The organism is Kitasatospora sp. NPDC050543, from assembly GCF_044457565.1.
Lineage (GTDB): Bacteria > Actinomycetota > Actinomycetes > Streptomycetales > Streptomycetaceae > Kitasatospora.
The window spans coordinates 1-13,979 of record NZ_JBITGZ010000011.1; the positions used below are offsets into that span (position 1 = coordinate 1).

12 protein-coding genes are annotated in these 13,979 nt (G+C 73.4%); 6 read left to right on the forward strand and 6 right to left on the reverse strand.

Annotated elements, in window-relative coordinates:
- The first annotated feature begins 115 nt into the window (after positions 1-115).
- Positions 116-778: a transposase gene (locus ACIBH3_RS15820; RefSeq protein ID WP_396312539.1), complete on the forward strand. Its 663-nt coding sequence runs from the start codon at positions 116-118 to the stop codon at positions 776-778.
- A gap of 67 nt (positions 779-845) precedes the next feature.
- On the opposite strand, the gene ACIBH3_RS15825 is transcribed toward ACIBH3_RS15820, so the two are convergent.
- From ACIBH3_RS15825 to ACIBH3_RS15845, 5 genes are all read right to left on the reverse strand, one after another.
- A complete protein-coding gene (locus tag ACIBH3_RS15825) occupies positions 846-2,156 on the reverse strand; it encodes a DUF58 domain-containing protein (RefSeq protein ID WP_396312540.1) in 1,311 nt (436 codons plus the stop codon).
- A 52-nt stretch (positions 2,157-2,208) separates the two neighbouring features.
- A complete protein-coding gene (locus ACIBH3_RS15830; protein WP_396312714.1) occupies positions 2,209-3,129 on the reverse strand; it encodes an AAA family ATPase in 921 nt (306 codons plus the stop codon).
- 71 nt (positions 3,130-3,200) lie between these two features.
- Positions 3,201-4,433 (reverse strand): DUF4350 domain-containing protein, encoded by a 1,233-nt coding sequence (locus ACIBH3_RS15835; protein ID WP_396312541.1) that lies wholly within the window; start codon positions 4,431-4,433, stop codon positions 3,201-3,203.
- A complete protein-coding gene (locus ACIBH3_RS15840) occupies positions 4,430-5,101 on the reverse strand; it encodes a DUF4129 domain-containing protein (protein ID WP_396312542.1) in 672 nt (223 codons plus the stop codon). Before ACIBH3_RS15840 ends, ACIBH3_RS15835 begins: the two co-directional genes overlap by 4 nt.
- A 5-nt stretch (positions 5,102-5,106) precedes the next feature.
- The gene (locus tag ACIBH3_RS15845) at positions 5,107-6,273 is read right to left on the reverse strand and encodes a hypothetical protein (RefSeq protein WP_396312543.1); all 1,167 of its coding nucleotides are present in this window, start codon (positions 6,271-6,273) and stop codon (positions 5,107-5,109) included.
- A 261-nt stretch (positions 6,274-6,534) separates the two neighbouring features.
- Between ACIBH3_RS15845 and mtrA the strand changes: the two genes are divergently transcribed.
- From mtrA to ACIBH3_RS15860, 3 genes are read left to right on the forward strand one after another with little or no spacing between them, the layout of a single operon-like run.
- The gene (gene mtrA, locus ACIBH3_RS15850; protein ID WP_396312544.1) at positions 6,535-7,212 is read left to right on the forward strand and encodes an MtrAB system response regulator MtrA; all 678 of its coding nucleotides are present in this window, start codon (positions 6,535-6,537) and stop codon (positions 7,210-7,212) included.
- Position 7,213: 1 nt separating this feature from the next.
- The gene (mtrB, locus tag ACIBH3_RS15855) at positions 7,214-9,379 is read left to right on the forward strand and encodes an MtrAB system histidine kinase MtrB (RefSeq protein ID WP_396312545.1); all 2,166 of its coding nucleotides are present in this window, start codon (positions 7,214-7,216) and stop codon (positions 9,377-9,379) included.
- On the forward strand, positions 9,354-11,210 hold the full coding sequence (locus ACIBH3_RS15860) for an LpqB family beta-propeller domain-containing protein (protein ID WP_396312546.1): 1,857 nt from the start codon (positions 9,354-9,356) through the stop codon (positions 11,208-11,210). Before mtrB ends, ACIBH3_RS15860 begins: the two co-directional genes overlap by 26 nt.
- On the opposite strand, the gene ACIBH3_RS15865 is transcribed toward ACIBH3_RS15860, so the two are convergent.
- Positions 11,194-11,946 carry a ComF family protein gene (locus ACIBH3_RS15865; protein WP_396312547.1) on the reverse strand — a complete coding sequence of 251 codons (753 nt, stop codon included), beginning with the start codon at positions 11,944-11,946 and terminating at the stop codon, positions 11,194-11,196. The genes ACIBH3_RS15860 and ACIBH3_RS15865 overlap by 17 nt on opposite strands.
- Before the next feature lie 374 nt (positions 11,947-12,320).
- Between ACIBH3_RS15865 and hpf the strand changes: the two genes are divergently transcribed.
- Positions 12,321-13,016: a ribosome hibernation-promoting factor, HPF/YfiA family gene (gene hpf / locus ACIBH3_RS15870; RefSeq protein WP_396312548.1), complete on the forward strand. Its 696-nt coding sequence runs from the start codon at positions 12,321-12,323 to the stop codon at positions 13,014-13,016.
- A 193-nt stretch (positions 13,017-13,209) separates the two neighbouring features.
- Positions 13,210-13,974, forward strand: coding sequence for a response regulator (locus ACIBH3_RS15875; RefSeq protein ID WP_396312549.1), 765 nt, complete (start codon positions 13,210-13,212; stop codon positions 13,972-13,974).
- The last annotated feature ends 5 nt before the right edge of the window (positions 13,975-13,979 follow it).

Sequence of the window (13,979 nt, forward strand, 5' to 3'; positions counted from 1 at the left end):
TACTGCAGGGGGGACCCTGTGGGAGAGTAGGACGCCGCCGAACAATCATTCACAGAGAACCCCCACCCGATTCCGGGTGGGGGTTCTCTGCGTTTGTGCAAGATACGATCGCGGTATGGCACGACCTGGCCCCAAGGCCCACCCCGAACCCAAGCCGCGTACCGAGCCCTTCAGCTTGTCGACCGACCCCTTTGCGATGGAGACCTCCCACGAGGTCGCCGGCCTCTATCTGGCACCGCCGGAGCGAGTGCTCGCGCTGCACGTGGACGCGGAGACGGTGCTGCGGCCCAAGCTCCGGTCCGCGCTGGAGACGCTCAAGGACGAGCCGCTGCCGGCGACCGTCTCGGCTCTGCTCTCCACCCTCGACACCACCACCGAGAAGGTGGTCGGCACGCTGCACCGCCGTCGTCGCGGGGTGGCCTTCCGGCAGTACCTCTCCCGGTTGGACAAGGAGCTTCCCGAGGGCGGGGAGGTGCACCTGATCTGCGACAACTACTTCACCCACAAGTCCCCGACGGTGATCAACTGGCTGCGGGCGCACCCGCGCTTCACCATGCACTTCGCCCCGGACGAGGCGGCCTGGCTGGCGCACGTCGAGCGCTGGTTCGCCTACCAGGCGGCCCGCGAGGCCTTCCACGGCGACAGGTCCTCGGCAGTGGCGCTCACGGACGGCGTGGCCGGCTGGCTGAACGCGAGTGTGGGTACGGCCGAGGAGGGCGACGACACGGAGGCGGTCGACAGCCCGGCCGTGCACGTCTGGATCAAGCCGCGCTACTGAGTGCGTCGAGCCTGCTGAGCTCGTCGAGCACCACAAGCGCGCCGCTGACCGGCGCGGGCGGCGCGGCTCAGAGGCGCCCGGCGGCCTTCAGCGCCAGGTAGGTGTCGGCCAGGGCCGGGGAGATGGCGGCCGGCGGGGCGTCCAGGACCGTCACTCCGTGGCGGCCGAGACGGTCCGCCGTGTGCCGCCGGTCGGCCCTGGTCTGCTCGGCCGCGGCCGCGCCGTACACGGCTTCCAGGGTGCCGCGGGCGCCGGCCATCTCGTCGAGGTGCGGGTCGGACACCGAAGCGAGCACGACCTCGTGGCGCTTGGTGAGCAGCGGCAGCAGCGGCAGCAGGCCGTCCTCGGCGGGCGCGGCGTCGAGGCCGGTCAGCAGGACGATCAGTGAGCGGTGCGGTGCCATCCGCAGGGCGGTGGAGACCAGCGAGCGCATGTCCGTCTCGAACAGCGCGGGCTCCAGGCCGGCCATCGCGTTGGTGAAGGCCGGCAGGATCTCGGACGGCGAGCGCCCGACCACCCCGGCGCGCCTGCGGACGTCGTGGGCGAGCAGGTCGACCCGGTCGCCGGCCTTGGTGGCGAGTGCGGTCAGCAGCAGGGCGGCGTCCAGCGAGGCGTCCAGGCGGGGAGCGTCGCCGACCCGGCCGGCGGAGGTGCGGCCGGTGTCGAGGGCGATCAGGATGTGCCGGTCGCGTTCGGGGCGCCAGGTGCGGATGGCGACGGTGTTGCGGCGGGCGCTGGCCCGCCAGTCGATGGAGCGGACGTCGTCGCCGGGCAGGTACTCGCGCAGGGAGTCGAACTCGGTGCCCTGGCCGCGGGTCAGTACCGAGGTACGGCCGTCGAGTTCGCGCAGCCGGGCCAGCCGGGACGGTAGGTGCTTGCGGCTGTTGAACGGGGGCAGGGCGCGCAGCGTCCAGGGCACCTGGTGCGAGCCCTGACGGCCGGCCAGGCCGAGCGGGCCGAGCGAGCGGATCGTCACCTTGTGCGCGTGGTGGTCGCCGCGCCGGGTCGGGGTGAGCGTGGTGGTGACCCGGCGGCGCTCGTGGGCCGGGATGCGCAGGCTGTGCCGGGAGGCGGCGATCTCGGTGCCGGGCTGCCAGGCGGAGGGGGCCCAGGCGTCGCGGACGCCGGCCCGGAGCGGCCGGCCTGACGGGTTGGTGAGGGTGAGTTCGACGCGGGCCGGCTCGCCGAGCCGTACGGAGGTGTCGCCGCTGCGGGTCAGCCGCAGGGTGCGGACGGGTGCGGCGAGCAGCAGATCGGCGAGGACGGCGGCGAGCACCGGGCCCGTGACGGCGAAGATCCCGGCCCAGGAGGGCAGGAGCAGGCCCACCACGAGCGCGCCGAGCGCGGCGAGCAGGGCGGTACGCCCGGTGAGGGCCATGCGTGATGCTCCCTGGTAGCGGTCGGTCGGTCGGTCTGTCGGGGCGGTGGGGTCAGCGGGGCGCGGGCGTCTGGGCCAGGACGGCCTGGATGACGGAGTCGGCGGTGACGCCCTCCATCTCGGCCTCGGCGCGCAGCTGGACGCGGTGGCGCAGGGTCGGCAGGGCGAGCGCCTTGACGTCGTCGGGGGTGACGTAGTCGCGCCCGGCCAGCCAGGCCCAGGCGCGGGAGGCGCCGAGCAGGGCGGTGGCCCCGCGCGGGGAGACGCCGATGGACAGTGACGGGGACTGCCGGGTGGCGCGGCACAGGTCGACGATGTACGCCAGCACCTCGGGGGAGACGGTGAGCTTTGCGATCTGCGCCTGGGCGGCGGCGATGTCCTCGGGGCCGGCGACGGGGCGTACGCCCGCGGCGGCGAGGTTGCGGGGGTCGAAGCCGCCGGCGTGCTTGGCGAGGACCTGGAACTCCTGGTCGCGCGTGGGCAGCGGCAGGATCAGCTTGAGCAGGAAGCGGTCGAGCTGGGCCTCGGGCAGCGGGTAGGTGCCCTCGTACTCGACGGGGTTCTGGGTGGCGGCGACCAGGAACGGGACGGGCAGCTTGCGCGGCTCGCCGTCGACGGTGACCTGGTGCTCCTCCATGGCCTCCAGCAGGGCGGCCTGGGTCTTGGGCGGCGTGCGGTTGATCTCGTCCGCGAGCATCAGGTTGGTGAAGACGGGGCCGGGCTGGAAGGAGAACTCGGCGGTGCGGGCGTCGTAGACCAGGGAGCCTGTGACGTCGCCGGGCATCAGGTCGGGAGTGAACTGGACGCGCTTGGTCTCCAGGCTGAGGGCGGTGGAGAGGGTGCGGATCAGCAGGGTCTTCGCCACTCCCGGGACGCCCTCCAGCAGCACGTGGCCGCCGCAGAGCAGCGCGACGACCAGGCCGGTGACGGCGGCGTCCTGGCCGACGACGGCCTTGGCGATCTCGGTGCGCAGGGCGGTGAGGGCCTGGCGGGGGTCGGCTGCCGTGCCGGCGGTGGGGGGAGTGGTGGCGGTGGCCTGGTCGGTCACGGCTGTCGTACCTGCCTTTCGAGGGCGTCGAGGTCGTCGGCGAGCCGCAGCAGCGCGGTGTCGTCGGTCGGGGCCGGGCCGTACAGCAGGAGCTGGACGGCTGCGGCGCCGTGGTCTTGGTCTGCGGGGAGGCGGTCGGCGACGGCGGCGCAGAGCGCGGTGGGGTCGGCGGTGCCGGAGGTGAGCGGGACGCCCAGGGCGGGGGCGAGGCGGTGGACGGCGGCGCGGCGCAGCGCGTCGGCGGCCCGGGCGCGGGCGCCCGCCCGGCGGTAGAGGCGGGCGCGGCCCTCGGTGGTCTCGGCGGCGCGGACGACGACGGGGAGGTTCTCGCTCACCACCGGGCCGAGCCTGCGGGCGCGCCAGGCGGCGGCGAGCAGGGCGGCGACGGCGAGCTGGAGGGTGGCCCAGTACCAGCCGTCCGGGATGAAGTCGGTGATGGCCTTCTGGCGGGCGGCGGGGGCGCCGGCCGCGTGGTCGGGCAGGTACCAGGTGAGGTGGGGCCGGGAGCCGAGCAGGCCGAGCGCGAGGGAGGCGTTGCCGTCCTGGTCGAGGACGTCGTTGGTGAGGAAGGTGCCGCCGCCGAGGACGACGAGGTCGCTGCCCTGGCCGGTGGTGAGGCGTACCAGGGGGTACCCGCCGTGGCGCGGGTAGCAGCCCTCGGCGCGCGGGCCGGGGGTGTAGAGCATCTCGCCGAGGTGGGCGGTGCCGGCGCGGACCGCTTCGGGGAGGGAACAGGCCGCGGGGGTGCTGCGGGGCATCACGTAGGCGGCGCCGCCGGTGTCCTCGGCGGGGTGGACGCCGGGGGCGAGGGCGGTCAGCGCGGCCGGCCCGGGGGCGATCAGGATCAGCCGGCCGTACCGGGCGGTGGCGAGGTCGCGCAGCTGGCGCTCGGTGAGCAGGTCGGCGGAGGGCAGCACGAGGGTGCCGGCGCCGGTGGCCGGGGTGGTGAGGGTGCTGGTGGTCTCGACCGTGACGCCCTGCTGTTCGAGCAGACGGACGACGGCGCGGGCGCCGGTGGGGTCGGGGGAGCGCGGGTCGAGCGCCGGGTAGCGGCCGCTGTCCTTGAGCCCGGCGATCAGGAGACCGACCAGTAGCAGGAAGGCGGCGCAGAGCAGGTAGCGGCGCGAGCGCCGCCAGAGCCGGCGGGGGGTGGGGGCGAGGCTGGTGTCGTCCGGGGCCTCGGAGGCGCTCTGGGCGGCCGTGGCGGGCGCGGGGGCGGTGGTGGTCACGCGGCACCGTCCAGGGCCGGGCTGAGGGTGGGGCGGGTGCGCTCCAGGGCTTGGTCGAGGTCGCCGATGAGCTGGTACGCGCTCTGGTCGGCGGCGCGGTCGCCGTAGGCGATGTCGTCGAAGAGGCGGGCGGCGGCGTGCAGGGCGGCGGCCTGGGCGGGCAGGGCCCGGCCGGCCTCGGTGGCGGCCTCGGCGGCGGTGCGTCCGGGGCGGGGGTCGAGCAGGGTGCGCTCCTCGAGTGCGCGGACCAGGGCGCGCATCCGTTCGCGGACGGCTTCGCTCCAGCGGCCGGCGTCGGCGTGCTGCTGGGCGTCGGCGCGGTACTGGGCGGCGGTGCGCGGGAGCTGGTCGTCGAAGAGCAGGGCGGCGGTGCGGGCCTCGCGCCGGGGCGCGCCCAGGCGCCACCAGACGCCGGCCGCGATCAGGACGGCGACCAGGGCGAAGACGATCAGGCCGGTGGTGCCGTTGGTGCCGGTGGAGCCGACGGTGGCCAGGGCGTTGTCGAGCTGGTGCCAGATCCAGTCGATGGCCCGCTGGAGGATGCTCGGGTCGTTCTGGTGGTAGACGGGGTTGAGCAGTTCGTCCCGTGCGGCGTCGCGGGCCGGGTCGCGCGGGACGGTCACCGGGGCGCCGCCGGCCAGCAGCGCCCCCTCCCCCCAGATCGGCATCCGGTTCAGACCCCCGGTGACGGTGCGGGGCCGCCGGCCCAGCCGGTGCCCCCGTACTCGGGCAGGCCGGCGGCGCGGGCGAGCTCGATGTCCAGGGCCTCGCGGCGGATGCGCTGGTCGACGTAGAGCAGCACGCTGATGGCCGCGGACACCGGGATGGTGATGGTGCCGGCGACGGTGCCGCCGATGGCGTTGAGGAGCAGGGCGATCGGCGGCAGCTCCAGGGCGGAGGCGCCGAAGGCGGAGTCGTCGATGAAGCTGTCGCCGGAGACCACGAGGGCGACGACGGAGAACGGCATCGCGACGATCCCGGCGACGATGCGGACCACCACGTTGGTGAGCAGGGTGATGCCGAAGATCCGCCACCAGGAGCCGCGGACCAGCCGGCGGGAGCGGGCCAACGCGGTCATCACGCCCTGCTTCTCCAGCATCAGGGCGGGCGCGGACAGGCTCAGCTGGATGCCCACCCAGACGGCGAGCGGGACGCCCACGACCAGGCCGGCGATCATCATCAGCCCGATCATGGCCTCGTCGGCCTCGGTGATCAGCGCGATGACGAACGGCGCGGCGGCGATCAGCACGATGCCGCCGATGATCAGACCGTTCAGCAGGGTGAGGCCGAACAGCCGGGCCAGCCGGGGCCGCGCGTCGGCCCAGGCGGTGCGCAGGGTGATGGACTCGCCGAGGATCGCCTTGCTCACCACCATGGTCAGCATGGCGGTCGCGATGATGTTGAGCAGCAGGGTGACGGGGTAGCCGACCAGCACGGCCACGACCGACACCAGGGAGTCGAGGTGCGAGAAGGCCCACCACTGGGCGAGCGCGATGACGGCCTGGCCCCCGGCGGCGAGGCCGAGCGAGAGGCCGAGGGCGGGGCGCCAGTGCTTGCGCACGGTGGAGACCGCGCCGTCGAGGATCTCGCCGACGCCGAGCGGGCGCAGCGGGATGATGCCGGGCTTGGGGCTCAGCGGGACTCCCCAGCCGGGGTACTGGCCACCTGGGTACTGACCACCTGGGTAGGGGCCGCCGTGGCCGGTGCCCCAGCCGGGCTGGGTGCCGTGATGGGGGCCCGACTGTCCGGGCACGGTGGCGGGTGCGTCGGCCGGCGGCCGGACGTCCTCGCGGGCCGGCTCGGACGAGCTGGGCGGGGCCCAGCCCGGAGTGTCGGTCATCACTGCTCCTCGGAGGGGGCTTCGGGGTGTCCGGCGGGTGGCGGGCCGGGTGGTCAGGAGCTGGTCGGCTCCTGCTGGGCCCCATCGTGCCATGGTGGGTGTCGGCGCCCCAGGGGTATCCCGGTGCTGATCGACAACGGGGCTCACGGGGCGGACGGGACCTTACTTTTGGTCCTGAATGCCCGGTTTCCGTACGGGTCCCGGACCGGAATTGGCACGGCTGTGCGGCAGGTCACAATCCGGTAATGAGAGGATGGATCCATGAAGGGACGCGTCCTCGTCGTTGATGACGACTCCGCACTGGCCGAGATGCTCGGCATTGTGTTGCGTGGTGAGGGTTTTGAGCCGTTTTTCGTCGCGGATGGGGACAAGGCGCTAGCCGCGTTCCGTGAGACCAAGCCCGACCTGGTCCTGCTGGACCTGATGCTGCCCGGCCGCGACGGGATCGACGTCGCCCGGCAGATCAGGGCCGAGTCGGGGGTGCCCATCGTGATGCTCACCGCGAAGACGGACACCGTCGACATCGTGGTGGGCCTGGAGTCGGGCGCCGACGACTATGTCACCAAGCCGTTCAAGCCCAAGGAGCTGGTGGCCCGGGTGCGGGCCCGGCTGCGCCGCGCCGAGGACCCGACGCCGGAGCAGCTGACCATCGGCGATCTGGTGATCGACGTGGCCGGTCACTCCGTCAAGCGGGACGGCCGGGGCATCCCGCTGACGCCGCTGGAGTTCGACCTGCTGGTCGCGCTGGCTCGCAAGCCCTGGCAGGTGTTCACCCGCGAGGTGCTGCTGGAGCAGGTCTGGGGCTACCGGCACGCGGCCGACACCCGGCTGGTGAACGTCCACGTCCAGCGCCTGCGCTCCAAGATCGAGAAGGATCCGGAGCGCCCCGAGATCGTGGTGACGGTCCGCGGCGTGGGCTACAAGGCCGGGCCAAGCTGACGTGACGTACCAGGCTGACCACTCCCCATCGGGCACCGACGCCGGCGGGGAGTCCGCCGTGCGCGGGGACGTACTGAGCTCGACCACCCAGGGCCGCCGGTCCCGGCGTGGTCCGGCGGCGATCCCCGCGCTGGTGACGCGTCAGCTGCGCCGGGTCTTCAACCAGGTCACGGCGCTCTACCGGCGCTCCATCCAGGTGAGGGTGGTCGCCACCGCGCTGCTGCTCTCCGTCGCGGTGGTGCTGGTGCTGGGTGTGGTGGTGGTGGCCCAGGTCCGTACCGGGCTGCTGGACACCAAGAAGATCACGGCGCGCAGCCAGGCCGGCGGCGGCTTCCAGATCGAGCAGAAGAAGATCGACGAGGCCGCCGAGCTCAGGTCCAGGAGCGGCTCCACCGGTGGCCCGGCCGCCGACGAGATCGGCACCTGGCTGCTCAAGCAGGTCTCCGACCTGGCCAGCAGCGGCCAGGGCGTCTACTCGGTGATCGCGATGGTGCCCAGCTCCGGCCAGGAGGTGTCGGCGAAGAGCGCCGGCCTGCTCGGGCCGCGCTACTCCGGCGACATCCTGCCGAGCAGCATCCCGCAGAAGCTCAAGGACGAGGTCGGCCGGGAGTCCGGCACCTCGTTCGAGGAGCCGACCGTCATCGACCGCTCGGACCAGAACGGCTCCGCCACGCGGCACGAGCCGGGCCTGGCGATCGGCAAGCAGTTCAGTGTCCCGGGCGGCACCGACTACCAGCTGTACTACGTCTTCTCCTTCGGCCAGGAGACCAAGACCCTCGGGCTGGTCACCGGCACCCTCGCCACCGCCGGGGTGTTCGTGGTGATCCTGCTGGTCGGCATCGCCTGGGTGGTGGTCCGCCAGGTGGTCACGCCGGTCCGGATGGCCGCCGGGATCTCCGAGCGGCTGGCCGCCGGGCACCTCGAGGAGCGGATGAAGGTCACCGGTACGGACGACATCGCCCGCCTGGGCGACTCGTTCAACCGGATGGCCAACGGCCTCCAGGCGCAGATCCGCCAGCTGGAGGAGCTCTCCCGGGTGCAGCGGCGCTTCGTCTCGGACGTCTCGCACGAGCTGCGCACCCCGCTGACCACCGTCCGGATGGCCGCCGACCTGATCTACGACAGCCGCGACGACCTGGACCCGATGGCGGCGCGCTCCGCCGAGCTGCTCCAGGGCCAGCTGGACCGCTTCGAGTCGCTGCTCGCCGACCTGCTGGAGATCAGCCGGTTCGACGCCGGCGCCGCGCTGCTGGACGCCGAGCCCGTCGACCTGCGCGAGATCGTCGCCCGGGTGGTCGAGGCCGCCGATCCGCTCGCGCAGGCCAAGGGCAGCGCCGTGGTGATCCGCGGCGACGGCGAGCCGGTCCTGGCCGAGGTCGACTCCCGCCGGATCGAGCGGATCCTGCGCAACCTGGTGGTCAACGCGCTGGAGCACGGCGAGGGCGGGGACGTGGTGATCCGGCTCGGCTCGGCCGAGGGCGCGGTCGCCATCGGCGTGCGGGACTACGGCATCGGGCTCAAGCCCGGCGAGGCCTCCCGGGTGTTCCACCGCTTCTGGCGGGCCGATCCCTCGCGGGTGCGGACCACCGGCGGCACCGGCCTGGGCCTGTCCATCGCGGTCGAGGACGCGCACCTGCACGGCGGCTGGCTCCAGGCCTGGGGCGAGCCCGGCGGCGGCTCGCACTTCCGCCTCACCCTGCCCCGTACCCGCGGCGGCGAGATCAACCGGGCGCCGTTCCGGCTGGAGCCGGAGGATTCGCGCAACAATCGCGGCCTGGGCTCCTCCGGCACGCCGTACCGGCGCGTGGTGCGCCCGGCCGGCGCCACCGCGCTGACCGCCGCGGGCGAGCCGACGGTCGTCCCCGAGACGCCGGACGGTGGACAGAACGGCTTCGGCAGCGGCCTCGGCGGCGTGCTGAGCATCGGCCCAGGCCTGGGCGCCAGGCTGCCCAGCGTGCCTCGCTCGGACCCGTCGGACGTCAGCGCGGCGGGGGCGGGATACGGTGCCACCGGCGCCCAGGTCGTGGTGGACACCTCGGCCGGGCGGCCCTCGGTGGCGCAGCGGACGGCTGAGCCGGAGAGCACCGGTGTGGCACGCCCGCGCAGTGGCGCGGGCGGGACGGACACGGAGGGGACGCAGCGTGCGAAGGACCAGCAGGACGACTGACCCGCGCCGGGCCGGGCTGGCCGGGGCCGTCCTGGCCTCGCTGCTCGCCGGTGGCTGCGCCGCGATGCCGGACTCCGGGCCGGTCAGCAAGGTGGAGTTCTCCGAGGGCGCGGCCGACAAGAACCTCCAGGTGCGGGTGTTCCCGGTGGGGCCGAACAAGGACGAGGACCCGGTCCGCCTGCTGGCCGGGTTCCTGGACGCCTCGATCGCGGACGAGGAGGGCTACGGCACCGCCCGTAAGTACCTCACCGCGGAGGCCGGCAGCCGCTGGAACCCCGAGGCCGGCATGGTGGTGCTCGCCGCGGACCCGGTGATGCCGGGCGGCCAGTCCCTCAAGGAGGGTGACACCGCGGCCAGGCTGAGCGTGTCCGGCACACTGGTGGCCCGGCTCGACGCCAAGCACTCGTACAGCTTCGCGGAGGGTGCGCAGGAGCTCGACTTCACCTTCGTCAAGGAGAACGGCGAGTGGCGGATCGACCGGCTGCCGGACGGTCTGATCATCAACCAGACCAACTTCCGTAACAGCTATCGGCAGGTGGACCGCTACTTCTTCGCGCTGGCCGACCCCTCGGTGCCCACCGCGCGGGAGGTGCTGGTGGCGGACCCGATCTACCTGCGCCGGCGAATAGACCCGCTCACCTCGGCCGCCAAGGCGCTGGTCGCCGGCCCCTCGGACTGGCTCACCCCGGTGGTCGGTACGGCCTTCGGCGGCGCCAGCGTCCAGAAGGTGTCGGTGGACGACAGCAGGACGGCCCGGGTCGAGATCGGCGGCCCCGAGCTGGCCGACCGGCCCGCGCTCTGCCAGCGGATGGCCGCCCAGCTCTTCTACACCCTCTCCGACCAGGGCACCGGGCAGATCGAGCGGCTGGAGCTGAAGAGCCCACGTGGCGGCTGCTCGGCCAACCGCAGCCTCTCCCAGCAGGTCGCCCCGGGCAGTCTGGTCGGCGCGGCCGGCGCCCGGCAGTACTACCAGCGCGCCGACACCGGGCAGCTGATGACCGCCGGCGATCAGGGCGACGGCACCCCCGTGCCGGGAGAACTGGGCAAGACTCCGCCGGCCGGGCGGCCGCCGTTCGGCGCGATCGCGGTCCGCCGGGACGGCAACCGGGCCGCGGCGGTGGCCGGTGACGGGCGGCAGCTGTTCACGGTCGGCCTCGGCGAGAACGACCGGGTGGGCGATCCCGTCCTCACCAGCACCGGGCACGGCGGCCCCGCCGAGAGCCTGGCCTCGCCCAGCTGGGACGGCCGGGGCGACCTGTGGGTGGTGGACCGCGACCCGCAGGCCCCGAAGGTGCTGATGGTCCGGGACAAGGCCGTCGTCCCCGCGCGGGTCGACGGCCTGGACGGGCGGACGGTGCAGAGCCTGAAGGTCTCCTCCGACGGCAGCCGGGTGGCCCTGGTGCTCAGGGACGCCGGGGGTACCCGGACCTCGCTGGCACTGGGCCTGATCCTGCACGGCGGTACCGCGGCCGCGCCGACGGCGCGGATCTCCGGGCTGCGGATGGCGGCGCCGCTGCTGACCGAGGTCGCCTCGGTGTCCTGGGCGGACACCGACCGGCTGCTGGTGCTGGGCAAGGAGAAGGACCGTCTCCAGCAGCTGCACTACATCAACACGGACGGCTCGCCCGGCACGGACACCCCGCTCCAGGGCGGTGAGGGGATGGCCTCGGTGGCCGCCTCGGAGAGCCGCGAGTTCGACACCGTGCCGCCGGTGCTGGCGGTGCAGGTGCAGGCACAGGGGACCGAGAGCAAGATCTACCGGCTGACCGGCAGCCAGTGGCGCGAGGTCGTACTGCCGTACAAGGCGAGCTCCTTCAGCTACCCGGGCTGAGCGTACCCGGCCGAGCCGCGCGGCCCGCCGCCGGCGGGCGCCGGGCGGTGGCCGCGACCGTGGCGGCGGCGCACGGGCGGGCGCCGGCCAGGGTGAGGGCGCGGGCGGCCTCGGCGAGGCTCGCACCGGTGGTGACCAGATCGTCCACCAGCACCACCTGACGCTGTACCAGCGTGCCGCGCAGGTGCGGTGGGACGGCCAGCGCCCCGTGCAGGTTCCGCCGTCGCTGGGCGGCCGAGAGGCCGGCCTGGTCGGCGACGGGCCGGGTGTGCCGCAGCACCGGGCCGGCGGTGGCGGGCAGCCCGCGGCGGCGAAGTGCGCGCGCGGCGGCCCGCGCCAGCCGCAGCGTCGGGTCGTGCCCGCGAGCGCGTACCGCCGCCCGGGCGGAGGGCATCGGGACGAGCAGCAGTGGGAGCGGCGGTGGTGCGCCCGCCCCGGCGGGGCCGAGCGCCGAACGGACGGCGCGGGCCAGCGCCTCGCCGAGCGGCCCGGCCAGACGCAGCGCGCCGCGCTCCTTGTGGGCGAGCAGCAGCTGGCGTACCGGATCGGCGTACGGGGCGGCCGCGTGCACCCCGGGGAGCCTGGTCGGGCCAGCGGGGGAGCCTTCGAGCGCGACCCGGCAAGAGGCGCAGAGCTGGATTCGGCCGTGTCGGCAGCCGGCGCAGCGGGCCGGCAGCAGGATGTCCAGCAACTCGCCGAGCAGGGACGGCTTCGCACCGGGGGCGACGGGTGTCACGGCTCCTCCTGATGGCCGACAGGCACGGAGAGTGAGGTCAGGATGGGCCGTCTGGGGGGTGCTGTCCAGTCATTTACCCAAATTTCACTCGGGGGAGGGTAGACAGGGTGCAACAGCTTTACAGTCAGCCCCACAGCGCTAGGTTCGACTCGTTCCGTTCGACTGGGGAGGCGAAAACCCCGCGTGAGGTGTTCGATAAGGCTCCAGGGGGTTTCAAGCGTCTCTGGTGGGGAGGAAGTGAGGTGAGGGCCGGTCGCGCTCGCCGCCCGCGGTGACGCGGAGGGTCGGCAGAGGGCGGACTGGTCCGGCTGGGTCTCAGCCCGATCCGGTGGTCAACTCCGGATCGGCGTCAGCACGAGGGATCGGAGTTCTGCGTGGACATCGTCGTCAAGGGCCGCAAGACCGAGGTGCCCAAGAGGTTCCGCGAGCACGTGGCCGAGAAGCTGGAGAAGGTCCAGAAGTTCGACGGCAAGGTGATCAGCCTCGACGTCGAGGTGTCCAAGGAGCACAACCCGCGCCAGGCCGACCGGTCCGAGCGCGTGGAGATCACTCTCCGTACCCGCGGCCCGGTGATCCGGGCCGAGGCCGCCGCCGCGGACCCCTACGCGGCGCTCGACCTGGCCTCGGCGAAGCTCGACGCCCAGCTGCGCAAGTCCGCAGACCGGCGCCGGGTGCACAAGGGCGGCAACGGCCGCACCCCGATCAGTGTCGCGGAGGCGACCGCCGCGCTCGCGGCGCTGCCCGAGCCCGAGCGGGTCGAGGGCGTTGCCAACGGGGCGGTCCGCAAGACCAAGATGGGATCCCTGGAGGTGGAGGGCGACGGTCCGCTCGTCGTCCGCGAGAAGACGCACCCCGCCGCACCGATGGCGCTCGACCAGGCGCTCTACGAGATGGAGCTGGTCGGCCACGACTTCTACCTCTTCGTGGAGAAGGACAGCGGCCTGCCGAGCGTGGTCTACCGCCGGCACGGTTACCACTACGGTGTCATCCACCTGAAGGCCGACGGCTCCGCCGTGGCCGGTGAGGCCGGTGGCGCGGGCGGTGCGATCGGCGGGCCCGACAACGACTGACGGTCCGAGGCAGTGAAGCGGGGTGACCCCGGCGGCCGGTGCCGCCGGGGTCACCGGTTTCCGCACCCGGCGCACCACCCCTGACGGGCACGGAGTCACCCAACGATGGGCGCCCGGCGGCGGAGTGTGATCGGCCGGTGCGTGGGCCATGGAATGATTGGCGCGACGATGACCGGCGACGGGGGAGGAGCGGATGGGGGATCACTTCGGGCTGAGGCCCGGTAGCGGGCCGGTCACGGGGGGACAACGGGGTGTGGGGGAGACCTCGGAGCCCGGGTACGCCCCGCGCGGCGGCGAGCCGATCCGCGTCCTGGTGGTCGACGACCACGCCCTGTTCCGCCGCGGCCTGGAGATCGTGCTGGCCGAGGAGGAGGACATCAAGGTCATCGGGGAGGCGGGGGACGGCGCCGAGGCCGTACTCAAGGCCGCCGACCTACTGCCCGACATCATCCTGATGGACGTCCGGATGCCGCGCCGCAGCGGGATCGAGGCCTGCACCGCGATCAAGGACGTGGTGCCCAGCGCCAAGATCATCATGCTGACCATAAGCGACGAGGAAGCCGACCTCTACGAGGCCATCAAGGCCGGCGCCACCGGCTACCTGCTCAAGGAGATCTCCACCGACGAGGTCGCGACCGCGATCCGCGCGGTGGCCGACGGCCAGTCACAGATCAGCCCCTCGATGGCGTCCAAGCTGCTCACCGAGTTCAAGTCGATGATCCAGCGCCGCTCGGACGACCGGGACCTGGTGCCCGCGCCCCGGCTCACCGACCGGGAGTTGGAGGTGCTCAAGCTGGTGGCCACCGGGATGAACAACCGGGAGATCGCCAAGGAGCTGTTCATCAGCGAGAACACCGTGAAGAACCACGTCCGCAACATCCTGGAGAAGCTCCAGCTGCACTCCAGGATGGAGGCCGTGGTCTACGCGATGCGGGAGAAGATCCTCGAAATAGGCTGACGGAT

Bases quoted from the DNA above. Each gene is read 5' to 3' on its own strand.
- ACIBH3_RS15820 (WP_396312539.1), top strand. From the start codon at position 116: ATGGCACGACCTGGCCCCAAGGCCCACCCCGAACCCAAGCCGCGTACC.
- ACIBH3_RS15840 (WP_396312542.1), bottom strand. From the start codon at position 5,101: ATGCCGATCTGGGGGGAGGGGGCGCTGCTGGCCGGCGGCGCCCCGGTG.
- mtrA (WP_396312544.1), top strand. From the start codon at position 6,535: ATGAAGGGACGCGTCCTCGTCGTTGATGACGACTCCGCACTGGCCGAG.
- ACIBH3_RS15825 (WP_396312540.1), bottom strand. From the start codon at position 2,156: ATGGCCCTCACCGGGCGTACCGCCCTGCTCGCCGCGCTCGGCGCGCTC.
- ACIBH3_RS15845 (WP_396312543.1), bottom strand. From the start codon at position 6,273: ATGACCGACACTCCGGGCTGGGCCCCGCCCAGCTCGTCCGAGCCGGCC.
- ACIBH3_RS15875 (WP_396312549.1), top strand. From the start codon at position 13,210: ATGGGGGATCACTTCGGGCTGAGGCCCGGTAGCGGGCCGGTCACGGGG.